The following is a 21,485-nucleotide window of genomic DNA, read 5'->3' as shown; positions in this document are numbered from 1 at the left end:
GCATATGCCGGACCACTCGGAGTCCACCGCCCTACCGTCCCCCACATGGTCAGCTCATCCCACGAGGCGATGCACCGCATCTTCCAGGAAGACCCGGGAGTCTTCGCCCGGACCTTCCGGGCCCTCGATTTGCCCTTTCCCGAACCCGTCGCCGTGTCCCTGATGCCCACGGATCTCACCGAGACCAGACCCACGGAACGGCGGGTGGACACCCTCCTGAAGATCGACACGACGTCGGGCGAGAGTCACCTGCTGATCGTCGAGGCACAGGGGAAGAAAGACCCCGGCAAACCCGCCGCCTGGGCCTACTACGTGGCACACCTGTACGCGAAGTACTGCCTCCCCCCAGTCCTCCTTGTGACCTGCCAGGACAGGACGACAGCAGAGTGGGCGGCGAAACCCTTCACCATCGGCCCCTCCCAATGGCCCGCACTCACCCTGCGGGCACTCGTCCTCGGGCCGCACAACGTGCCCGCCATCACCGATCCGTCCGCTGCCGCCCGGGATATCCCGCTCGCTACTTTGAGCGCGGTCACGCATGGTAAGGACCCGAATGCTCCTGCCATACTGAAGGCCCTGGCCACCGCCTTGAAGACCATCGACGAGGAGACCGCGAGGATCTTCGCCGAGCTCACCGAACTCGGCCTGGGAACCGCCCCCGCGGCCGAGACCTGGAGGCAACTGATGTCCGTCGATCTCTCCTTCTTCCGCTCGGAGACCTCTGAGCGCCTGCGCGCCGAAGGCCGGGCGGAGGGCCGGTCCGAAGGCCGGTCCGAAGGCCGGTCGGAGGACATCCTCCTCATCCTCGCCACGCGCGGCATCGAGGTCCCCGAGCGCGCCCGCGAGCGGATCACGACGTGCACCGACCTCGACACACTGGGGACGTGGCTCACCAACGCCCTCACCGCCACGACCGCCGAGGACCTGTTCACCGAGGACCCGGCCTGACCCCGGTCGGCCCGGCGCCGGCGACTCGAACGCGGCACTCACACGGACGGGCCTCCTCGCCGAAGGCGAAGAGGCCCGCGCTGGCCGCATCCCCTAGCGGTTGACGGCCTGGATCTCGTGCACGGTCACGTCCTGCTCGACCGTCGACAGCCCGTCCGGCAGACCCGGCTGACGCGCCGGCCCGTCCGGGTTGTCCGAGTCGGTCCAGGTGACCTTCCAGGTGATCGACGCCTTGAACGGATAGGTGCCGTCACCGGAAGAGCGGCGGTACGTGACATTGCAGCCCGCGTCCGCGCTGTCGACCGTGTACCCGTCCTTGCCCTTGACCAGGTCGTACGTGCAGGTCTGCGGGTCGGCGTCGGCGGTACCGGCGTCCACCTTGAGCGCCACGGGAGTGGCGACCGTGGTCGCCGCCATGTGTACGCCCTTGTAGTCGATCCGCGCAGTCGTCCAGACCCGGTCGAAGTCTCCTTCGAACTTCACCCGCGTACCGAGGTTCACCACGAGCCGGTCCGCACCCGGGCTGAGCACCACGGGCGGCTTCGGCAGCTTGGTCGAGTTGTAGGCCAGCTGGGAGAGCATCTCCGGCGTCAGCTTGTTGGGGTCCGGAGCCGGATCGGCCGGCGGAACCCAGATCTCCCAGTTGTCGGTCGTGACCGGGCACGCGGTGGTGTAGTCGTCGTTGCGGAACTTCACCTGCCACCACAGGCCGTCGTCGCCCTTGTGGTACTTCTCCTCGTCCCGCTTCTTGGCATAACTCGCCGCGGGCTCCTGCGCACCGTTGTACGCGGACTTGATGAACTCCTCGTACTCGTCCGAGGTGTACATCGGCTCGTACCAGCACACCGGGGGCTTCCAGTTGGCGTTCGAGGAAGTGGCGGTGGTGCTGTCACCACCCGAGCCGGGCTTGCTCTGCTTGATCTGGATGTGCGCACCGATGGTGCCGCCGCCGGAGTCGGCACCGGAGTCGGTGCCGGTGTCGGTGTTCCCGGTGCCGCCACCGCCGCGGGTGTCGTCCGCGTACGCAGGCGCGGTCATCCCCAGCACCACGACCAGCCCGGCGGCCACAGCCGCACACACAGCCGGCCGACCGACCCTACGCGCCGATCTACCCCCATCAGCCCTGCCGGCCATCTCAGCTATGTCCGCACACACGAGGGGTCCCCCTTCTTCCAGCTCTGCCGCGTCACCTGCCAGTCGCCGGCGGAGTCCTTCGACGCCTGAAGCGTGTACAGGACGTAGCTGTTGTCGCTCGGCGAGGTGCGCAGCACCTTCTTTGTCTTGATCTCCTTGCTGAACGCCTTGCTCTGGTCCTCGCAGTACGAGACGGCGGCGGACTTGCCGTTGGCGAGGTCCGTCACCTTGAAGTCGTAGTACCGGTACTCCCCGGTGAGCGTGAGCCCGTCCTTCTTGAAGTCCCCGACCTGCTTGGCCCAGTAGGTGTAGGCGGATCCGGAGAAGTAGCGGTTCAGGTTGGCGCTCTGGTTCCTGCCCAGCGCGAAGGCCTCGATGTTGGCCTGCGCGGAGTACGCCACATCCCGCAGCACCGCGTCCTTGACGGCATCCCCGCTCGTGTCCCGCTCGACCGTCGCCTTGACGTCCGCCGGGAAGGCGAACGTCGGCGCGTTCTTCTCGGCCGCGGCGGAAGCCGAGGCGGAGGCGGACGGCGAGGCGGAGGCGCTCTCCTCCGAACCGGCCCCCTTGATCTTGTCGTTGGCCGAGCCGCCGCCCGAATCGCTGCTGCAACCGGTCACAGAGAAGGCGACGGCAGCAAGAAGACCAGCCGCAGCGGTCTTCTGTCGCATGGTCAGCATGGCGCTCGTCCTCAGAGATAGGTGATCGGCTTGCCCAGGGATGATCCCACGTGCGACGAATCGAGGACCGAGTTCACAGGTGGACTGATGCGACACTGTGAAGTTCGTGAAGCTCCCTTCACACAACCCCCCACGAACACCCCGCTGCACCGGCAAACCCGCGAAGCTTCAACCGCTCATTGCTCGAACAGCGGTGCACGATCGCTGTACTGCCACGACAGCCAAGTCATGCGTTGAAGGACGTCCTGGCCAACAGCACGTCCCGAGCATGCACTTATCGCCGCTATGCTCCCACTTGCCCCCTTCTGAGGACGGACTGACGCATCGCTCTTGCACAGCCCGGCAACACCGCGAGCGGGCCGAACTGCGCAGCTTCCACACGGAGAGCCGACTGTGAAGCACTACCGCTTACCCATGACCGTCCCGGTCGCCGCCACAGCGACCAAGCTCCCCGCAAGGCGAGAACGCGAAGGGGACCGACAGCGGTGAGGGTGGTCAATCCGGCCGACCTGGACCAGCTAGCCAGGCTCCTCGACGGCCGACGCGGTTTGAGCGGCCAATTGGATGAAGCGTTCACGCGGGCGTCCCGTCTCGGTGTCGGTCATCAACTCGCAGCCGTCAGGCCCATGCATGCCTGGACATCGGACAACGCCCCCGACATTCGCCGCCGTGCCGCGTTCGCCCGCCTTGAAAGCGGTGACCCGACGGCCGGTCTGCAGTGGGCGGGATTCACCACGAAGGAACTCGCCGAAGCTGCCGCGGGCCTCCTCTCACCCGAGCCGCTCATCATCGCCTATGCCATGGCGACCAGTGGCGACCCGAAGGCCGAATCTTTCCGGCGCAGGCCGAACGAGTCGGCCCACGACTGGGCCGACCGCGTAAGGGCTCACGCCATCGCGCAGATCCCCATGCTCACACCACATGGAGATCAGATCAGGAACCTGATCTCCATGTACGGCGACGTCAAGGGGATCGTCGACTTCGGCAGTCATGCCGTTTTCCACGGAACGAACGTCACGCGAATTCTGGTCGGAAACTCTCTGGCCCGTGGCTGGGGCATGACCTTGAAATCGTGGACAGCCGACCAGATCGTCGCGAGGATTCCCTTGGCGCAGGCAGATACATGGGCTACCGGACTCAGGGACGCACAGCCGGTGATCGGGTCGCTCTCAGCCCCGGGCTCCTGGCTCCCGAGCCGACTGTCACGCCTCGCCTCAGGCAGTTCACTTTTCCAGAATGCCAATCGAGTCCCATTCATCCGTAACCACGTCTCCGGCCGCCTGGGGAGCATCTGGGACGAGGTACTGCGAAGCAGCATCGCCAACAATGCGATCCGGGGGTGGACGGTGAACCGACTGATCACCACTCTCGTCGGCAACGACACCCTGGCAAGGATCTACGGCGGATTCACACACTCCGGCCAGGCGGTCATGCGCGCGGGGCAAGCCAGCCTCTACCAGGTTACGAAAAACACCTATGTGGCTGCCCGCGCCGCAGAAGTGGGTCATGGAGGCTCTCTGCTCGAAGGGCTGGGCAACGCCTTCAAGGTGTCGGGCGGCTTGCGCACCTTCGGGATCGCGGGCGGCGTCGCGTCCACCGCCTACAGCGGCTACAACCTCTACGCCCAGGGAAGCCCCCTCAAGAAATTCCACAGCGGAAAAGAATCAGCTGGATACGCCGCCGATGTCGCCGAGTTCGGCTTCAATGCCTCCCTGACCGCGGCGACCGTCTGCCCCAATCCGTTCACCATCGGTGCCGTCGCCGCATTCGGCACCGCCTACGTCGGAGTCAAAGCGGTGGAACGCTGGGGCGACATCAAGAAGGAAGCGGACAAAGTCGTCGCGTGGTCGGCAACGCAAGCCGACCGGGCCACACGTGGAGTGAAGGAGTTGGCTCACGAAGCCAACCCGATGAATTGGTTGCAGACCGTCGCCGACAACATGCAGAAGACAGGGCGTGCACCGACGTCATGAAACAATTCAAGTTCAGCATGCAGGCCTTCGATGAATTCGGCCTCATCGGATGGCGTGGCCGACTGAAGGACTTCGGCCACGTGACCATCCAGCACAAGAAGAGCGCACCGGGTGCCTACCGGGGGTTCGCCGAACTGTTCGGCGAAAATCTTCCGCACACCGAATACACGGGTGTGGGCTCCGGCTGTCCGAGCCTCGCCGAGGGGAAGCTGTCGATCGCCGGCCAGGATGTGCCACTGCGCCACAACTCGCGTGGGATGACGAGGCATGCACGTGCGCTGAAGCTCGGCTACCTGGACCGTTCGTACACGTACACCTCCACGGGGTACGCCAAGCCCTCTCGACTGGTGCGCGACGGAGTGGAGATCACCGTCGGACCGGGCTCGGCCGAATCTCCCCGAGACAGAGGCGTGCGCAGCGGCTTCGCGGTCGGCGCCGTGGATTCCGTCGACCTTGCGATCGCCCTGATCTTCGAGGCGGTGGACACCTCGGCGTTGACCCTGGGCGGTGCCCTCGCCTCAGCACCCTTTGCCCTGATGCGCCCTCACCCTCGCAACGGAGGTTACGAGTAGGCGCCTGAGAGGACGATGACGAGGTAGTGCCATGGCCGATCCCGACATCCAGGACCTCACCCACCGGGCATCCCAACTGCGTGCGCTGGCGGACGACATCGCAGCTATGGTGGACGCGCCGCACCAATTCGTCACCACAACGATGAAGACCTGGTCAGGCCCTCATGCAGACCGCATCCGGGGCGAGCTGAAGGCCTGGCGAACGAAATGCGCGCACGTCGCTGCGACCCTGCGACAGGAAGCCCATCAGTGCGATCGGTCCGCGCTGAACCTCAAGCAGTCGGCTCCCTGATCCTGATCAGCACGACTGGACGAGCGGATCCCCTGCAGCCCCCCGCGATCAGGCGTGCGTCTGCACCGACCACGGCGCACCCAACGGTTGGCCACTCCACGGAAGTTCGCTACTTGCGCCAGCAATGAAGGCCTCTTCCAGGCCGATTCCTTGCGGTTGCGCTTCAACTCGATCGACTCTTCCTGGCAGAACCAACAACGACACCGGTAGCGTCAATGCCCTTGACTCATCCCTCGCCTCATCGGGAGCCGACCGTGAACCGCCGTTCTTTGCCCGTTGCTGTCGCGCTTGCCGCAACCGCAGCCGTGCTGCTGACCGCATGCGGCAGCGGGACCGACTCGTCGAAGGACAGTGACAAGATCGCGGGCGCCGATCAGAGCACGACTGGTTCCGCGTCTGCGGCTCCTGCTGCAGACAGCGATCGTCCAGACCTGACGCTACCGAGCGACATCACCGAGACTTTCGAAGGCTGGAAGACCGGCGTCGCGGACAAGGACGCGATCCTGGCGGACGCCGGGCACGCTCAGACCGCTGTCACGCACGCTGTCGTCAAGGGGGATCCCCAGGACACGGGCCTCAGGTTCTACCAAACGAACACGGCTCTCACCGGCAGCCAGGACTGGGTCAAGTCGATCGTCGACTCCGGTTCGACCTTTACCGGCACGGTTCGTTACTACGCGCCGAAGATCAGTGTCTTCGACAAGGCATCGGCGGCAGTGACCTACTGCTCTGACGAGAGCAAGGCCTTCAACAAGGACCGCAAGACCAAGAAGGTCGACAGGACACCGGCTTCCAACGACTCGTATGTGCTGTACAGCACGCGCCTTGAGAAGAACGCACAGGGTGTGTGGCAGACCACGAAGCTCGAATCCGAACGAGGGAACAAGGCATGCACTCCCTGACTCGGCGATCCAGGTGGCTCACCGTCACCGCGATGACCGGAGTCTGCGTCCTGATTCCGGGCACAGCGATGGCGGGCTGGGGTCCATCGGGCAAGTCGAACGGTGCGAAGACGGTGTCCAGCGGCACCAGAAGCGGCAGCGACATCGTCTCCGTGGTCAGATTCTCCGGCGGCACCGCCGGAAGTGGTGGCAGTGACGGCGGTAACGTGACGCCCGTGGGTGACTGGAGCCCGCCGGCCTGCTGGTACGAGCCACGCAGCGCACAGGAGTTCTCGACGTACGTCGAGGACATGTACGACGAGACCGTCAACGCTCCGGGCCAGGCGAACTACGCGAAGAGCAGCGTCGGCGAGTTCCGCGACACCTACAAGGACGGCCAGTACAAGAACTACAACCTCGGCAAGGCGGACAAGGGTAACTGGTGGGTTGCCGTTCGTGACCAGACCCGGTGGATGGAACCGGAAGCCCAGGCGTGTGACAAGGCGCCGTTCTGGGTCGAGACCGGTGACACGCCCGACGTACCTCAGGCTGCCACCCCGCAGATTCTCGCCGAGCTCGCCTACAACAGGCTGCACCTGCCGGAGACCGAGGTCAGCCTTGCTCCGGCGAACGTCACCAAGGTCAACCTTCCGACCTGGGCCTGGCTGGACGAGACCAAGTTCAAGCCGGTCTCGGTGACCGCCAGCCTGAACGTCGGTGGCTTGGACATCCGGGCCACCACCACGGCGGAGCCCGTCTCCCTCAGGCTCGAACCCGGTACCCGGGACGCGGAGAGCTTCCCGGCTTCCGGCGAGTGCACATTCGGCGACAGCGGCTCCATCGGCGAGGAGTACGCCAGAGGGAAGGCCGGCCGCACTCCCCCATGCGGCATCAGCTACCTGCGCTCTTCAGGCAGCGGCACCTACCAGCTGCGAGCCACCATCACCTGGGAGATCGCCTGGTCCGGCACCGGCAACCCTGGCCCGACACGTCTTCCCGACGGCACGTTCGGAAGCACGCAGAGCATCAAGGTCCAGGAAATCCAGTCCGTCAACCGATGAAACAGACCGTCAGCGAGGGCACGAATGGAAGTACAGATCCATTGCCCAGTCTCCCCTCGCAACGGCGCCTTCGCGCTCCGAGCACCTTGCCGAGAGAGCTCAGGACATCGCGTGGAGGAAATCCAGAAGACGCACCGTAGAGGACGGACATCAGGTCAGCGTGCAGACCGACCGCGAGACATGCGCTGACTCACACCTCCCAAAGCAAAGTCGTCCGCTGCTTGCGTGGGACTCGCAAAGAGGCAAGGCTGCGTATGTGCGTCGAGCGGACAGTTCTTGGCCATCGGCTAGAGAGGCAGCGTTTCTTGAACGGCTTGAGCTCCTTGCGTCATGCGCGACGCCGAACCACGATTGGCATTGGACTGGCCATAGCAGCTCTTGTCGGTTTTGGCGCCTATAACACGATAGCTTCCGACACAGAGGATGCCGCAATCGATGTCGACTTCGTCCTCGGCGGCGGAGGCAAAGCCATCGGCGCAGGCGATGCCGACACGCTCGCCATCCATGGGAGGTATCGGGGCCTCGCCAGTGCACCCGATGGCACCATCTACTTGTTCACTCAGGAAGACAGGCAGATGGTGATGTGGCGCAAGCCGAAATCCGGCATTGCCGAACGGATACCCATATCCGGCATGAATGAACAACACGCTGCGCAGGCCGCAGTAGCGGCGGACGGATCCGTCTATCTTGCCGCCGGCGACCTTTGGAAAGTGAGCCGCAAGGGCAAAGCGTCCAAAATAGTCGACACCGACTGTGCGGACGCGAAGCTCTCCCCCATCGCCAAGCGAGCAGCAGATCTCTGTGTCAGCCAAGTCACGGGAGTGACTGTGACCGAGCACGGGGCGATCTACATCGGTGACGAGATCACCTGGAAGAAGCACGGCTCGTACGTACACAGGCTTGATGGTGATGCGGTCGAACTGATCGCCGGGCGCCCGCCCAAGGACGGTGAATCGCTGAAGCGGTCCAACCCGGCCGTCAGAAACGCCATCAACCCGACTCCAGGAGTTGCAGGGAAGGATGTCTTGGTGCCGGACGTCTGGAACTCCGGATGGCTCTCCGCTGACGGCGATGCTCTGTATTGGAGGACAGGCCCTGGGATTGTCCGCATAAACACTGACGGCACACTGAGTCCGTTCGTCGGGGCGAAGGCACCCAAAGACATCAAAGAACCGGGACGCCCTTTCGAAGCTATCGGCCGAGCTCTGGATGCCGAGATCGCTCCCAGCACGGGCGACTCACAACAAGGCGATGTCGCAACTGTACCAAAGCGCGCAGAAGTCTACTACTCCGATGCAGGGAAGATTTATCGCCCTCCTTTCTCGGCCGAGTACGACTGGAATTCCATAAAGACCGATTCGCAGCAGGAGTTCATGGACCATCTGGTAGGCGGCAAAGCCGTTTATCGGGTCACTTCCGGAGAAATCTCACCGGCACTGGTCGGGGTTCAAGCCATATCGGCATCCAAAGAGCAATTGTACATTGCAGCAGAATCCAGGATTGGCGATACGGACTCTCCAGAGAGTTGGAGTACGGCAGTACTCCAACTACATCTCCCCTGACATCAGACAGAGTTTTCGCTCGAAAACCGTCACCCACTCACGCTATTCATCCTGTCCAGGGTAGTCACGCCCGTCCCTGCCGGCAGAATATTCCGGCCAAACAGCATTGACTACCGCAGGGTCTTGGAGCCACTCCCCGTAAGCCGTACGCTGAGCATTCGTCATCTCGGAGAACTTAATAATCTCGCCATTTTTATTCAGGAAGTTTCCGGCGCCTTTCGCGTAGGCCCGCGGATCGCCGTTGTACTTCTTGGTAGTCTTTTCCCCGTTACCGTCGTCGGTGACAACCGTCACGGCCTCGAATCGGTGATGCCTCCAGGCAGCACCGGCATTGTTTTGGTAGTCACTCTGCCAGGAAAAGTCTGCTGCGGCCTCTTGAACCCCCTTGAATTGCTCCCTTAGGTCCTTGGGTGCATCGCCGGCGTCGACCTTCGCAAGGTCTGTGATCCACCCGGTGACGGCGCCCTGGCCCAACCCCCAAGCCACTCCGACCGCTGCACCCTTGGCGCCGGCAAGGCCCGCCCCGCCAGTTGCCCCCATCGCAATGTCGCTGGCCGTGCTGATCACAGACGCCCGAAAGTTGTTCGTGTCATCAACCCATTTGTCGATGTCCATGTCGAGTTCGGTGGATGCAGCCTTAAAGGCGGTGACATAGAACTGCTGCATCATTCCGCGTTTCATGGAGTGGAACCTGACGCCGTCCTCCGGCACCGTATGAGATCCAAAAGAATAGTCGATCTCTTTTGTGTTGTAGGACTGGAACAAGGCGCTCAGGGTACCTGCGGCCTTTGGATCTCTGGCGGACTCCACCATCAGGCTTCGCCAAAGCTTCGCCGAGATCTCGAGACCTGGCCGACCCGTATCCTGCCCCTTCAAGAAGTCCTTGCTGTCCCATTTGGTCGCTGCTTCGAACTTCTCCTCGCCTTCTGCATGCACATCGGCCCCCCAGAGCGAATTACTCACGGGCGATGTGACCGCATACTCGAGATCATTCCAATATGCTGTGATGATGCTCGCATACAGTGCCTGGGTTCCAGGAATTGGATGCAGACCCGCCGTATCGGACCCGTTTTTATGTTGGTAATTTTCGAACAGAATCCTGGCCGTGTTCCTCTCGGCCAGCGAGGGGTTTCCCTGCTTGAGCTCCACCGTGGCAGAGTTGATAAGGTCAAAGAATGCCTTGCAGCGTCCCTTGGGTTCGCGAACGCTCCAGGGACCCGTAGGGTAAAAAGCATTCGTGGCGAAATCGCTATTGTGGTCAAACCATTCACCCGAGGCTTCCGGGTTCTTCGCTATAGCGGAGAAGAGTTGCTCATAGTTGTCCTTGCTCCACTCTCCTTCGCCGAGTCCACCACTTCCGAAGAATCGTGTTTCGTTAATTTTTGAATCCTTGGTGAAAACGCGATCTCCAAGCGCCACCAGGAAATCCTTGTCGGGCGACCCCCCGTTCAGGAAGGGAGTGAGACGGTCGGGTCGGAATCCGTCATTCTTGTCGACGGCAGATTGATCGAACCATTCGTTCCACAATCGCTGCCGCTCCTTGGACGTCTCCCCCTCGAAGGCCACCTTTGTATAAGTACCGAAGGTCTCGGAGATAATCTTCCGATCTCTCTCGCGCCCGCCTGGATGGCCCTTGTACTGATCATTGAACTGATCGCCCATCTCATTGGACAACCACAGCAGACGACGCGGCCCGAGGGTCCCGTAGAAGGCCTTTAGATAGTCAGCGTCCGTCGCGTTGGCCTGCAGGTCTGCAAACATTTCAGGGGAAACCGAATCCCCGTCATCGATCTTTCTGTTGAAGTCCTCCGCAAGTTTCTTTCCGTCTTCCGTTGCCTGAGCGGTCTGGCCGACCTTGCTCTCGTCGATCCGCATCATTCCCTTGAATCCGGGATATGGATCGTTCTCCATACTCACGGCGAGGTGATAGCGTCGATTAAGCATGGGCAATTCATCCCGAGCCCAGCCGGCCACCTTCAGTACGTCGCCCAGCGCCGCAGCACCGATGCCGTAATAAGCGAGCTGATTCCTGTAATATGTAGCCCGGTCCTGCAATGCTTCCTGATCGCGCCGTACCGAATCAATTGTGCCCTTGAGTGCGTCCGGATCTATGCCCGAAAAGACGCCCGAGCCGCCACCGTCTTCATCCCCGCGCATTTCTCACTGCCCCCGTTCGTTTCCGCTGTCGCCACTGGACCGCACCTGACCACTTGCTCAGCCCATAGGCTCATCAAGAGATGCGGCTTCAGTACATACGCCTGTTCCGGTTCATCGAAGCGGCTTCATCCGAGGTGACCTTCTCCGGCATGCTGTCGATTTCCCTCTGAATGTCATCGAGTACCGTGTCGAGGCGGGCACGCACCACCTTGCGGCGGCCTGCCACATCGTTGTGCCATTTGTCAGCGTTCTTGCCGACCCACGATTTCGCGGAGTCCGGGCCACCGTTGCCTATGTCGTCAGCCGCCCGCTTCAATGCGCCGACCAGGTCGGCGTGTTCCTTCTGGAGATCGCTTTTCAGCCTCTTCAGGCGTTCCCTCTCCGGATTGTCCACCTGCGGCTTGTCCCCGTCGGCTGCCATAGCCCCTCCCTAGACCACATGCACCCTACCGAGTCGGTGCGTGAACAGCAGCAAATCCACTGCCTGTTGCCAGATTCAATCGCTCTGGCGAATGAGCATCCACCCGCAGGGCGCGCGCTGAGGGTTCCATCCAGAATCGCGATACGTCCGAGGATCCACTGTTCGACCACGCACGCTACCGGCGTACTCGATCAACGGCGGTACCGCTCAAGGGTGGGCCAGGGGCGGCTACTTCCCATCCCTGGCCCACCCGAATGTGGTGACCCTGTAACGGTCGGCCGCACTTCCCACTGGTCGGCTTCCGGGCCGTAGGGCCCCTCGTATGCTGCACAGCGATGCTGCCGGCAGTCAGTTTCGGACATAGCTGAACAGAAGCAGTCGACGGGGGAGGTGTGGCACATGGCGGTCACGGATGACGGTGGCGGGGGCGACGGCGCCGAACTGAAGCGGCGGGCGGAGAAGTTGCGGGAGTGCGCGCGGGAGGCGCGGTCGCTCGCCCGTGAGCTGGGGCCGTATCTCGACGACGCGGTGCGGAAGGCGACGCCGCGCGCGGCCTCGTTCCGTACCGGGGGCGACAAGGGCGCGATCTGGCAGGGGCCGTTCGCCGACGAGTCCACCGCCACCCTTCAGCAGCGGCAGCGCAGCCTGAACCGGATGGGTACGGCGCTGCTGGCGGACGCCACACGCTGGGAGGCCCAGGCGGACGAGCTGGAGCGGCAGGCCAAGGCTCAGGACAAGGCCAAGTCCGCTGCGGGAGGCGGTCACTGATGACGTTCAGGGGCTTCGACGCGACCGGGCTGACGGCACTCGCGAACCAGCTGGACGCGCTCTCCCAGAACTCCGGGAAGCTGCACTCCCGGCTCGCGACCGTCCTGACCACCGCCCAGCAGAACCTGCCCTCGGGGCAGAACGCCTCCCGGGACCCCGAGCTCCAGGACCTGGTCGGCGACGTGATCCCGATTCCGTCGATCTTCGGTCTCGGCCGGAGACGACTGCCTGGTTCCCTCGGCGGCGAGCTGTCCGACCTCCAGACGTCGATGAAGCGCCGGATCAAGCAGCTGGAGGGCTTGCAGGAGCTGGAGAAGCGCGGCTACCCGGTCAACGACTCCATGGTCTTCCTGGACGAATCGGCGCCGGACGCGCAGAAGATCGACGACGCGCTGCGCGATCTCCAGTCCCTGCAGGGCAAGGACTTCGGGATGGACGGCAACCGTGACGACCTGGAGAAGGTCTCCGGTGAGCTGGACGGTCTGACCGGCGCCGAGCTGGACGCGCTGATGACGAAGGCCTCCCCGAAGGACCTCGCCTTCTACAACCAGCTGGTCAGCAGCACCGACGACTCGGGCTGGAACCCGTTCGACGACAACGGTCTACCCGAGGACAGACGGCGGGCCACCCTGGGCCTGATGCTGTCCAAGATCAGCCCGGAGAACGTGGGCAAGTTCCAGGCGGCCTTCCCCGGCACGCAGCCGACGTTCACCAACACGGGGGCGTACGAGAGCGGCGGCAACAACCAGAACGGCCAGACCAACAACGGCATTCACTGGGCGCCGCCCTCCGACCCGCTGTTCCAGGACGGGGTGTCGGCCGACGACGTCAACCAGAACCAGTTCGGCGACTGCTGGTACGTCGCCTCACTGGCCGGCCTCGCGCAGAAGGACCCCAAGTTCGTCCAGGACGGGATCAGACAGAACCCGAACGGCACCGTCAGCGTCCGGGTCTGGGACAAGAGCGGCAACTACCAGTGGGTCACCATGACCGCCGACCTGCCGACCGACCAGAACGGCAACCCGATCAGCACGTACGGCAACGGCGAGACCTGGCCGGCGTACTACGAGAAGGCCTTCGCGCTGGTCTACTCGGACGACGGCGACGGCGAACGCGGCTACGGCGGTATCGAGGGCGACGACCCGAAGAAGTCCGCCCCCTACCTGACCGGCAAGGAGGGCGACGACCTGGAGTCCGGCGGCTTCCTCGGCATCGGCAAGCACGACGACAAGGACATCGGCTCGCTGAAGAAGGCCTTCGACTCCGGGAAGGTCGTCACCGTCTCCACGCCGGACGACGAGGACCTGGACAAGAACCACCCCTCGGAATGGGGCAGCACGTATCACAGCAACCATGCCTACTACGTGCGCGGCTTCACCGACGACGGGAAGATCATTCTGGGTAACCCCTGGGGTGTGAAGGGCTATCCGCCGATCACCGTGACGCAGGATCAGTTCGACAAGTACTTCCAGGGACCCGAGGCGTTCGATGTCCCCTGAGGCCCGACAGGTGAGTGCAGTGACCGAGCCCGAGCTCCAGCCGGAGCGCCCGCACGTCAAGTACCCCTTCGAGTTCGACGGCCGCTGGGTGCTCCGCTATCACATTCCGTACACCGTCGAACACGAGGGGCACACGCACCGGATCGTGGCGACGATCTTCGCCCGGCCCTCGGTGCACGGCCGGATCCAGGTCAGCAGCGAGGACGGGCCGGGCGTGGAGTACGACGACCTGACCCCGGGTGCCCTCGTGGAGATCACCGGCGACACCTGGCGGGTCGCGGAGGTCGACTACCGCACCCGTGTGGTGCTGGAGCGCGCGAGTACCGGCGGGCAGGAGGGGACCGGTGCGGAGGGCGTCGGGTAGCGGCGCCGGGGCGGTCGCCGCCGCTGTGCTGCTGCTCTCGGGTTGCGGCGACGGGGCAGCACGCAACGGGGAACCGACGGCGGCACCGGCCCGGGACAGCGGACCGGTGTGCGTGGGCGCGGCCCCGGCCACGGGCGGGCTCCATGTGCTGCGGGGCGGCGGCTTCAGGCTGCCCGGCGGCGGAGGCGTGCGGTACGCGGCCGCACACGCCGACGGCTCGACCCGTACCGCCGTACTGGGCGACGGAGCCCGCTACGAGGCGGGCCGGACGCAGCAGACCGTCAGGGCCGGACAGCGGATCACCGTTTCCGGTCATGCCTACACCGTCCGGCAGATCTGCTCCTACCGGGTCGTGCTGGAGCCCGCGGCCGAGCGTGACAGGGCCGCGGCGGCCGCGGCGCCCGGTTCCCCGCGCCCGGTCGGCGGTGAGGCGGACGACGGCTTCTGCTTCACCACCAACCCGGCCGTCCTGGCCACGGCGTCGAAGGGCTTCCCGGCCCGGGGAGACACCCTGACGGTGCTCGACAACGGAGGCGTGTGGCGCTTCCCCACCGGCCTGTCGATCACTGTCTCGTACGTCGACACGAAGACGCGCACCGCACGGATCAGCGGCGACTGCGCGGCGCTCCCGGTGGCCGACTACGACACCGTCCGGACCGGCGACACGGTCGAGTTCACCGGAGTGCTGTTCACGGTGACAGGACTGACGGAACGGGCCGTACGGCTGAAGCGGACGAGTACGTAGCGAACTCCGCGCCGGACGGGTGTGGTTCGGCGGACACCCGGAACCCGGGCATGCCCTCCCGCACATCGGCCTCCCCCGCGTCCTCCCCGCGCCCTGTCGTCGTGCGCGCGGCTGGGTACAGTCGAGGTGGCAGGGCTTGAGGTGTGGGCTGGGAGGGTGTTGTGGTGTTCGGCAGGCAGAAGGCGCAGGAGCCGCCGGTTGAACAGGTCGGCTGGTCCGACGTCCAGACGTTCGTCGTCTCCTCGGTGGAACGACCGGTCACGGTCAAGCGCAGCCGTGCCGCGGGCGGCCCGCCGGCCGTGCGCGTGGCCCGCGGGTCCAAGGATCTGCGGGTGCTCGCACCCTGCGCCTTCCTCGGAATGACTCACACGCAGCGGCCGGGTCTGCCGTCGCTCCCCGAACACACGCTGTACGAGGACATCTACGCCCAGAAATTGCTCTGTTATGTCGAACCGGCCGTGGACGTCGACGGTGAGCTGCGGCACGTGGTGCGTGACGGTGCCGGGCAGGCCATCGGGACGCTCAGCCGTGTACCGCCCAAGCACCGCCCTTTCAAGCACACTTGGCGCATCGACCAGCCGGGGCACCCGGAGATCGTGGGACGCAACGAGTGGGTGAGCGGGGACGCCAAGGAGATCGCCGGCCGGGTGGCGGGCAAGTTCCTCGGAGGCGTGTTCAACGCCATCGGCGACCTGGGCGCGGAAGGCGGTGACCAGCCCGCCAAGTCGCGCTCGCTGGAGTGGCGTTCGCAGGACAAGGTGGTGATGGTCTCGGAAGGCGACGGGCAGGTGAGCGTCCGGGCCGGCTGGGTGGACCGGCGCCTGGCCTTCGCGTTCGCGCTCATCGGCGATCGCTGAGCCCAACTGGCCGGACCCAGCACGGCAGCGGCTTGCGAGGTGCGCCAACTGATCTTCCCAAGTTGCGTGTTCGCTGTCGCACCGCTTCGGCACATCCGATCCTCTGCACCCTCACAGCCCCGCCCGTATCATGGTGCGCCGACTCGCGGCCGTCCTCGCCGGTCCGTGTGGGAGTGCTCTAGGGCCTGTCCGGCGGATCAAGTCGCAGGAAAGCCGCGGTGCCGTATCAGCCCAGGTGCGCGTGGTCTGGCGCTTCCAGCTGCAAGGCGGAGGAGGGAGTCGACGCGGAGCGTCGGCAACCGACGACAACGCCGCAGATGGGCGTGCCAGACCACGCGTCTGCGGCATGATCCGCCGGACAGGCCCTAGGGGGATGAAACATGGGGATGCGCAACGTCAATCCTGACGATCTCGACCAGCTCGCGAAGCTGCTGGACGGTCGCGGTGGTGTGCAGGACAAGCTGGACGAGGCGTTCACCCGGGCGTCCAGACTCGGTGTCTCCAGCAAGCTCACCGCGCTCAACCCCATGCGTTCATGGGTGAAGGACACGGCTCCCGATCTGCGCAAGCGGGCGATCTACGCCCGGCTGGAGAGCGGGGATCCGGAGGCGGGGCTGCGCTGGGCCGGGTTCAGCGCCAAGGACATCGAGGCGTACAAGGGGCTCTCGCCCGACGAGATGCTGCTCGCCAACTCGGTGGCCGCCAGCGACGATCCGGGCGCCGACGTCTTCAAGCGCCGTCCTGACGAATCCCTCGCCGACTACCTCGACCGGCTCAAGGCGCACGCGATCTCCGAGATACCGGGGCTCAAGCCGCACGAAGAGACGATCGCCACCATGATCGGCCTGTACGGCGACTGGGGTGCCGTCACCACCGCCTCGGCGTTCGTCACCATCCAGGGTGCCTCGCTCACCAAGGTACTGCTGGGCAACTCCTTGAAGGGCGGGGCTCTGCGTGTCTGGAAGACCCGGCTCGGCGTGGTCATGCGCGGCTCCGACAGCGGACTCATACGCTCGGCCGGAAACGGCCTGATCAAGTGGTCGCCGAAGATCCGCTCGCTGAGCGCGCCCGGCAGCTGGCTGCCCAGCCAGCTCGGCCGGATGGCCTCCGGCAGTTCCCTGTACCAGAACGCCAGCCGTATCCCGATGTCCGCCGGCGTGCGCGGCGACCTCATCGGCAACGCGTACAACTGGGTGCGCAGCACGCCTCTCATGCGCAGCTTCGGCCTCAACAACGCCATCGACTTCGTGGTCGGTTCCGATGAGGTGGCCAAGACGTTCGGCGGGCTCACCCACGCGGGGACGCCGGTCTCCCGGGCGGGCGGCGCGAGCCTCGTCAAGGTCTTCTCCAACGCCTCCAGCGCGGCGGGCGACACGGGCGCCCTGCGGGCCGGCCTCGGCGCCGCCGCCAAGACCGCCGGGTTCCTGCGTGGCGCGGGCATCGTCGGCGGTGTGGTGTCGACGGGGTTCAGCGCCGCCAACGTCATCTCGCAGGGCAACCCGGTCGAGGCCTTCAAGCGCAACGGCGCGGGGTACGTCGCCGACGTCGCCGAGGTCGGCTTCAACGCGTCTCTCACCGCGGCCATGATCGCCCCCAACCCGGTCACCATCGGCCTCGCCGTCGGCACGGGCCTCATCTACGGCGGTGCCAAGGTCGTCGAGCACTGGGACGACATCACGAAGGGGGCCGGCAAGGCGGCCGACTGGGTGGGCAACAAGGCGAGCGACCTGGGCAAGAGCATCGCCAAGTCCAAAGCCAATCCGATGAACTGGTTCTGACCGGCGGTCACGGTGTCCCCTCGTCCCGGCCCCGGCCGAAGAGGAAGTTCGCCGGGATCGCCAGCAGGGCCCCGCCGGTGGTCAGGGCGGACCTGTCGACCTCTTCCAGCACGATCGCGATGGCGAGATCCGTGGCGTCGGCCTCGCCCTCGGCCTGGCCGGCCCGGGTGCCGCCGACCTTCGGGATGTAACGGCCCCGGTCGATCGTGACGGTCACGCCGTCCCGCTTGAGCTGGGCCTGTTTCATGGGCCCGAAGGACGTATAGGTGTAGCTGCGCTCGCGGTACGTCATCTCCAGCCGACGGGATCCCTTGCGAACCCCTTTGACCTTGAGATCCATCTGGACAAGCGTCTGGTCGACCTTCAGCCAGCCCCCGTCCAGCGAGGGGAGGACACCGCTGCCTCCGCTGAACTCCGTCGCCGGGAACGACAGTCCCTGAAGAAGGACCTGCCTCAAAGGGTCCTCGCCCGGCTTGCTCCGTGGCCGGTACACACTCACCGAGCCGAACGGTCCGACGACCCCTCGATAGCCGCGTTGCACGGGCCCGTCGAGCTCCGGCTCCAATTCGAACCCAAAGCCGTTCAATACGTCCATCCCTTTCCGGTACTAGAACCAGTTCATGGGGTTGGCCTTGGACCTGGCGATGCTCTTTCCCAGATCGCCGGCCTTGCCGTCGACCCATTTCGTCGCCCGCCGCGCCCCTGTTCTGATGTCGTCCCAGTGCTCCACGACCTTGGCTCCCGCATAAACTCCCCCGGTCACCACCACCGCACCGATCGTGAACGGGTTGGGAGCGACGGTGGCAGCAGTCAACGACGCGTTGAAAAGGGTCTCACTCACGTCGCCGACGTACTTGGCCCCTTCGGTCCTGCTGCCGAAATGACGTCTCGGGTCTCCCTGGGACCACACGTTGGCGCCGCTGTACGCCGTGGCGAACACCCCACCGGCAACACCGACGGCCCGGAGCGCGCCGCCCATTCTGGCTGCGACTCTGAATCCCTCTCCAGCGGCAGCAAAGCGCCCTTTGCCGAACAGACGGGCATCGCCGTAGACGTTCTTGCCGACTTTCCAGTAGCTGGCGTTTCCGGCTCGGCCCGGAATCTTCCCGGCATGGGTCAGACCGCCGTACATGCGAGCAAGTCTGTCCGAGCCGACCAGTCCGTCAATGAGCTTGTTCCCGTTCACACCGAATACGAGACGGGCGTTCAGAGCGCGGCTTCTTCGCGCCAGATCGAACACGTCTCCGACACGGGTGGCCACGTAACCGTTGACGAAGGGCACCCGGGAGGCGTCCTGGTAGGCGGCATTCCTGGACGCCACGCCCGCGAGTCTGCCGGGGAGCCAGGTACCTGGCGCTGAGAGCGATCGGACAGGCGGCGACCATTCATCGAGCCTGTTCGCCCACTCCCCCACACGCGGCACCCATGTGTACCGCCGGTTGAAGCGCTGCATCAGGCCGACGACCTGCATCTTCCGCGCGTTCAGCGCACCCTGGGCGATGGAGTTCCCCACCAGAACCTTCGTCAGGTTCACCCCGTGGAAGGTGGCCAGGCCGCCGTGCTGGATCGTGGACTTGACGTCGCCGATGTCGCCGATGAGTTCGGCGATCTCCGGCTCGTACGGCTTGAGGGCCGGGATGCCGGCGATGCCGTGTGCCCTCATGCGGTCGACCCAGTCGTCCAGGGACTCCCCATTCCTGCGCCGGAACGCCTTCGTGCCGGGATCGTCGTCGGCCGCCAGGGCGTTGGCGAGCAGGAGGACTCCGGGGGCCTGGGCGTAGACGGCCGCCCTGGCGATGTCCCCGGCGTCGAACCCGGCCCATCTCAGGCCCGCCGTGAGGTCGCCGTCCTCCAGTCTTGCGATGGCGGCCCGGCGGCGCAGGTCCGCGGCCGTGTCGGGGAGCCAGGTGCGCAGGGGCCTGAGGGGGGTCAGGTCCGCGGTGACGCCCAGGCGCGCGGCGCGGGTGAAGGCCTCGTCGAGCCTGTCCCGTACCCCGCCCCGGCCGTCGAGCAGTTTCGCGAGGTGGTCGAGGTCCTCGGGATCGACGTTCCTCATGTGCGGCGGCGGGCTGTCACTCGGCTGCGATCAGGAGTTCTTCCTTGTCCGGGAGGAGGTCGGTGATCTTCTCCCAGACCTCGGCCGAGTTGGAGAGAGTGAGGACGAGGGCGCTGTCCGGGCCGACCTGGCCGGGCATGATGGGTTCCTCGGGCTTCTCGCGGATCCAGTAGCCGAGGGGGCCGCAGTCCCAGACGGCGAGGGCGCGGATCATCGCGGAGCGCTTGCCGTCGTGGAGGCCGTCCCAGGCGGTGGTGATGCGCCAGGTGGCGTTGAGGGCGACGACCAGGTCGCGGAACTGCTCCAGGACCGGGGACACGAGGCTCGCGTCGGCGTCCACCAGGGCCTTGCCGACGTTGGCGAGGGTGGCCTCGTCGTCCGGGCCCGGCTCCTCCAGGGCGACGAACGCGGCGTCCAGCGCGGCCATCGTCGTCCCGATCCGGACCTCGGGGGCGCCCTCCTGCGGCTTCTCACCGCGGTGCAGGTTGACCTTGCGGGCCAACTCCCAGACGAGGGTGTTGGGTTCGATGGAGACGTACTCGGACTCCTCCTCCCCCGGCCAGCCGTCGTGGGAGATGACGGCGTCCTGGCCCACGACCACGCCGTGGTTGACCGCGCCGTGCTCGCCGGTGACCTCCACCTGGATCATCACCATCGGGTCGGCGAGGGCGCCGAGCAGGTCCCGCAGCACCGGGGCCAGTTCGCCCTCCTCGCCGACCAGGCCGACGCGCTGGAGCTCGACCAGCGACTCCCACAGCTCCTCGGGAGGCGTCTCGCCGTCCAGGAGGTGGGCGAACACGGCGACATGGCGGTCGGCCAGCCGGAAACGGGCTCGGGAGCTGTCGTACGAGGGCACTGGTCTGCAATCCTCCTGTGAAACCGGCGGTGTTGCCGGCTCTCACCGCTTACTTCTTGTTGTCCTTGAGGTCGTTGGCGTCCTGCGTGCACCGATGCGCCTCGTCACGCAACGCCTTGGCGACCGTCCCGCACGTCGTGGTCCAGGTCCTGAGCCTGCCGCGCACGTCGTCCGCGTTCGGGCCGGACCAGGTCTTCATCCCCGTCGTGCTGTGGTTCCTGGCCGAGTCGACCAGCGAGTCGATGTGGTCGGCCAGAGACGTCAACTGACTGGCCCGCTGGTTGAGTTCCTGTATGTCTGGATTCGCCATAGCAGTCTCCCCCGGTGTCTCAAGGGCCCCAGCATACTGGCGCGGCACGGGCGTTCCGAGTGAACCCCCCTGGCCCGGATGAACCGGATGAACGGGGTGAACACGGTTCGTTCACCGGACGATCGCATCTTCGGCAGCTCTGGACGGGAACTGCGCGTGGTGCGGTAGCGTCCACTGTTGCAAACGGACAGTCCGCTTGTTTCTGACGACTACACGGGGAGGATTCGCTATGGATCGCGGTGCAGATCTCGGACGGCTCCGGGAACTCTCCAAGCTCTATGCGCGCAAGGCCAACGACCTGCAGGCCCTGATCAAGGACCTCCAGGCGGCCACTGCCGACAGCACGGGCTTCTGGAAGGGTCCGAAGGCCGATCGCTTCCGTGACGACTGGCACGACGTGAAGCCCACCTTCGAGAAGTGGGTCGACACGCTGAACGACGCCAGCAAGTCGGCGAACACCAGCGCCGACAACATCGAGCGCGCCACCTGATTCCGGGCGAGCCGCGCGATTGTCGCGATGCATCGGGGCGCCCGGCCGGGGGGGGGGGGGGGCCCGGCCGGGGGCCCCCCG

At 65.4% G+C, this 21,485-nt stretch carries 22 protein-coding genes; 14 read left to right on the top strand and 8 right to left on the bottom strand.

Annotation, left to right across the window (positions count from 1 at the left end; genetic code table 11):
• Nucleotides 1-45 precede the first annotated feature (45 nt).
• A complete protein-coding gene (locus ABT085_RS15290) occupies nt 46-948 on the top strand; it encodes an RpnC/YadD family protein (RefSeq protein WP_351606768.1) in 903 nt (300 codons plus the stop codon).
• Between the two features lie 93 nt (nt 949-1,041).
• Here ABT085_RS15290 and ABT085_RS15285 read toward each other — a convergent pair whose 3' ends face one another.
• A complete protein-coding gene (locus ABT085_RS15285; RefSeq protein ID WP_351606766.1) occupies nt 1,042-1,986 on the bottom strand; it encodes a hypothetical protein in 945 nt (314 codons plus the stop codon).
• Between the two features lie 101 nt (nt 1,987-2,087).
• On the bottom strand, nt 2,088-2,762 hold the full coding sequence (locus tag ABT085_RS15280; protein WP_351606764.1) for a hypothetical protein: 675 nt from the start codon (nt 2,760-2,762) through the stop codon (nt 2,088-2,090).
• A 485-nt stretch (nt 2,763-3,247) separates the two neighbouring features.
• Between ABT085_RS15280 and ABT085_RS15275 the strand changes: the two genes are divergently transcribed.
• From ABT085_RS15275 to ABT085_RS15250, 6 genes are all read left to right on the top strand, one after another.
• Nucleotides 3,248-4,735: a PE-PGRS family protein gene (locus tag ABT085_RS15275; RefSeq protein ID WP_351606761.1), complete on the top strand. Its 1,488-nt coding sequence runs from the start codon at nt 3,248-3,250 to the stop codon at nt 4,733-4,735.
• Between the two features lie 17 nt (nt 4,736-4,752).
• The gene (locus tag ABT085_RS15270; RefSeq protein ID WP_351606758.1) at nt 4,753-5,307 is read left to right on the top strand and encodes a hypothetical protein; all 555 of its coding nucleotides are present in this window, start codon (nt 4,753-4,755) and stop codon (nt 5,305-5,307) included.
• Nucleotides 5,308-5,338: 31 nt separating this feature from the next.
• Nucleotides 5,339-5,599, top strand: coding sequence for a hypothetical protein (locus ABT085_RS15265; protein WP_351606755.1), 261 nt, complete (start codon nt 5,339-5,341; stop codon nt 5,597-5,599).
• Nucleotides 5,600-5,853: 254 nt separating this feature from the next.
• On the top strand, nt 5,854-6,501 hold the full coding sequence (locus ABT085_RS15260) for a hypothetical protein (RefSeq protein ID WP_351606753.1): 648 nt from the start codon (nt 5,854-5,856) through the stop codon (nt 6,499-6,501).
• A 32-nt stretch (nt 6,502-6,533) separates the two neighbouring features.
• Nucleotides 6,534-7,541: a hypothetical protein gene (locus ABT085_RS15255; protein WP_351606750.1), complete on the top strand. Its 1,008-nt coding sequence runs from the start codon at nt 6,534-6,536 to the stop codon at nt 7,539-7,541.
• 305 nt (nt 7,542-7,846) lie between these two features.
• A complete protein-coding gene (locus ABT085_RS15250) occupies nt 7,847-9,103 on the top strand; it encodes a hypothetical protein (RefSeq protein ID WP_351606748.1) in 1,257 nt (418 codons plus the stop codon).
• A 42-nt stretch (nt 9,104-9,145) separates the two neighbouring features.
• Here the strand turns inward: ABT085_RS15250 and ABT085_RS15245 are convergent, their stop codons facing one another.
• Both ABT085_RS15245 and ABT085_RS15240 read right to left on the bottom strand, forming a co-directional pair.
• Complete coding sequence (locus ABT085_RS15245) at nt 9,146-11,260, bottom strand: hypothetical protein (protein ID WP_351606745.1); 2,115 nt, start codon at nt 11,258-11,260, stop codon at nt 9,146-9,148.
• An 88-nt stretch (nt 11,261-11,348) separates the two neighbouring features.
• Nucleotides 11,349-11,681, bottom strand: a complete 333-nt coding sequence (locus ABT085_RS15240) for a hypothetical protein (RefSeq protein WP_351606743.1) — start codon at nt 11,679-11,681, stop codon at nt 11,349-11,351.
• 399 nt (nt 11,682-12,080) lie between these two features.
• On the opposite strand from ABT085_RS15240, the gene ABT085_RS15235 reads away from it, so the two are divergent.
• From ABT085_RS15235 to ABT085_RS15210, 6 genes are all read left to right on the top strand, one after another.
• On the top strand, nt 12,081-12,449 hold the full coding sequence (locus tag ABT085_RS15235) for a hypothetical protein (protein ID WP_351606740.1): 369 nt from the start codon (nt 12,081-12,083) through the stop codon (nt 12,447-12,449).
• A complete protein-coding gene (locus ABT085_RS15230) occupies nt 12,449-13,948 on the top strand; it encodes a C2 family cysteine protease (protein ID WP_351606737.1) in 1,500 nt (499 codons plus the stop codon). Before ABT085_RS15235 ends, ABT085_RS15230 begins: the two co-directional genes overlap by 1 nt.
• A gap of 19 nt (nt 13,949-13,967) precedes the next feature.
• Nucleotides 13,968-14,312, top strand: coding sequence for a DUF6406 domain-containing protein (locus ABT085_RS15225; protein ID WP_351606734.1), 345 nt, complete (start codon nt 13,968-13,970; stop codon nt 14,310-14,312).
• Nucleotides 14,293-15,057, top strand: coding sequence for a hypothetical protein (locus ABT085_RS15220; RefSeq protein ID WP_351606727.1), 765 nt, complete (start codon nt 14,293-14,295; stop codon nt 15,055-15,057). Before ABT085_RS15225 ends, ABT085_RS15220 begins: the two co-directional genes overlap by 20 nt.
• A 164-nt stretch (nt 15,058-15,221) precedes the next feature.
• On the top strand, nt 15,222-15,914 hold the full coding sequence (locus ABT085_RS15215; RefSeq protein WP_351606724.1) for a hypothetical protein: 693 nt from the start codon (nt 15,222-15,224) through the stop codon (nt 15,912-15,914).
• Between the two features lie 386 nt (nt 15,915-16,300).
• Nucleotides 16,301-17,692, top strand: a complete 1,392-nt coding sequence (locus ABT085_RS15210) for a PE-PGRS family protein (protein ID WP_351606800.1) — start codon at nt 16,301-16,303, stop codon at nt 17,690-17,692.
• A gap of 7 nt (nt 17,693-17,699) precedes the next feature.
• Here the strand turns inward: ABT085_RS15210 and ABT085_RS15205 are convergent, their stop codons facing one another.
• The 4 genes from ABT085_RS15205 to ABT085_RS15190 are packed head-to-tail and all read right to left on the bottom strand — an operon-like array spanning nt 17,700 to nt 20,914.
• Nucleotides 17,700-18,287, bottom strand: coding sequence for a hypothetical protein (locus ABT085_RS15205; protein ID WP_351606721.1), 588 nt, complete (start codon nt 18,285-18,287; stop codon nt 17,700-17,702).
• A 12-nt stretch (nt 18,288-18,299) separates the two neighbouring features.
• Nucleotides 18,300-19,748: a PE-PGRS family protein gene (locus tag ABT085_RS15200; protein WP_351606719.1), complete on the bottom strand. Its 1,449-nt coding sequence runs from the start codon at nt 19,746-19,748 to the stop codon at nt 18,300-18,302.
• 16 nt (nt 19,749-19,764) lie between these two features.
• A complete protein-coding gene (locus ABT085_RS15195; RefSeq protein ID WP_351606716.1) occupies nt 19,765-20,604 on the bottom strand; it encodes a hypothetical protein in 840 nt (279 codons plus the stop codon).
• Nucleotides 20,605-20,653: 49 nt separating this feature from the next.
• Nucleotides 20,654-20,914, bottom strand: coding sequence for a hypothetical protein (locus tag ABT085_RS15190; RefSeq protein WP_351606714.1), 261 nt, complete (start codon nt 20,912-20,914; stop codon nt 20,654-20,656).
• A 229-nt stretch (nt 20,915-21,143) separates the two neighbouring features.
• On the opposite strand from ABT085_RS15190, the gene ABT085_RS15185 reads away from it, so the two are divergent.
• A complete protein-coding gene (locus ABT085_RS15185) occupies nt 21,144-21,404 on the top strand; it encodes a WXG100 family type VII secretion target (RefSeq protein WP_152885541.1) in 261 nt (86 codons plus the stop codon).
• Nucleotides 21,405-21,485 lie beyond the last annotated feature (81 nt).

The organism is Streptomyces sp. NPDC002265, assembly GCF_040296125.1.
GTDB lineage: Bacteria > Actinomycetota > Actinomycetes > Streptomycetales > Streptomycetaceae > Streptomyces.
The sequence above is the reverse complement of the archived record's forward strand: the minus strand, read 5'-3'. Positions and strand labels throughout refer to the sequence as shown.

What these genes read in the sequence shown, in the direction of transcription:
- ABT085_RS15290 (WP_351606768.1), top strand. Translation starts at nt 46, where the DNA reads ATGGTCAGCTCATCCCACGAGGCGATGCACCGCATCTTCCAGGAAGAC.
- ABT085_RS15285 (WP_351606766.1), bottom strand. Translation starts at nt 1,986, where the DNA reads ATGACCGCGCCTGCGTACGCGGACGACACCCGCGGCGGTGGCGGCACC.
- ABT085_RS15280 (WP_351606764.1), bottom strand. Translation starts at nt 2,762, where the DNA reads ATGCTGACCATGCGACAGAAGACCGCTGCGGCTGGTCTTCTTGCTGCC.
- ABT085_RS15270 (WP_351606758.1), top strand. Translation starts at nt 4,753, where the DNA reads ATGCAGGCCTTCGATGAATTCGGCCTCATCGGATGGCGTGGCCGACTG.
- ABT085_RS15265 (WP_351606755.1), top strand. Translation starts at nt 5,339, where the DNA reads ATGGCCGATCCCGACATCCAGGACCTCACCCACCGGGCATCCCAACTG.
- ABT085_RS15255 (WP_351606750.1), top strand. Translation starts at nt 6,534, where the DNA reads ATGACCGGAGTCTGCGTCCTGATTCCGGGCACAGCGATGGCGGGCTGG.
- ABT085_RS15245 (WP_351606745.1), bottom strand. Translation starts at nt 11,260, where the DNA reads ATGCGCGGGGATGAAGACGGTGGCGGCTCGGGCGTCTTTTCGGGCATA.
- ABT085_RS15240 (WP_351606743.1), bottom strand. Translation starts at nt 11,681, where the DNA reads ATGGCAGCCGACGGGGACAAGCCGCAGGTGGACAATCCGGAGAGGGAA.
- ABT085_RS15235 (WP_351606740.1), top strand. Translation starts at nt 12,081, where the DNA reads ATGGCGGTCACGGATGACGGTGGCGGGGGCGACGGCGCCGAACTGAAG.
- ABT085_RS15230 (WP_351606737.1), top strand. Translation starts at nt 12,449, where the DNA reads ATGACGTTCAGGGGCTTCGACGCGACCGGGCTGACGGCACTCGCGAAC.
- ABT085_RS15210 (WP_351606800.1), top strand. Translation starts at nt 16,301, where the DNA reads ATGCGCAACGTCAATCCTGACGATCTCGACCAGCTCGCGAAGCTGCTG.
- ABT085_RS15205 (WP_351606721.1), bottom strand. Translation starts at nt 18,287, where the DNA reads ATGGACGTATTGAACGGCTTTGGGTTCGAATTGGAGCCGGAGCTCGAC.
- ABT085_RS15200 (WP_351606719.1), bottom strand. Translation starts at nt 19,748, where the DNA reads ATGAGGAACGTCGATCCCGAGGACCTCGACCACCTCGCGAAACTGCTC.
- ABT085_RS15190 (WP_351606714.1), bottom strand. Translation starts at nt 20,914, where the DNA reads ATGGCGAATCCAGACATACAGGAACTCAACCAGCGGGCCAGTCAGTTG.
- ABT085_RS15185 (WP_152885541.1), top strand. Translation starts at nt 21,144, where the DNA reads ATGGATCGCGGTGCAGATCTCGGACGGCTCCGGGAACTCTCCAAGCTC.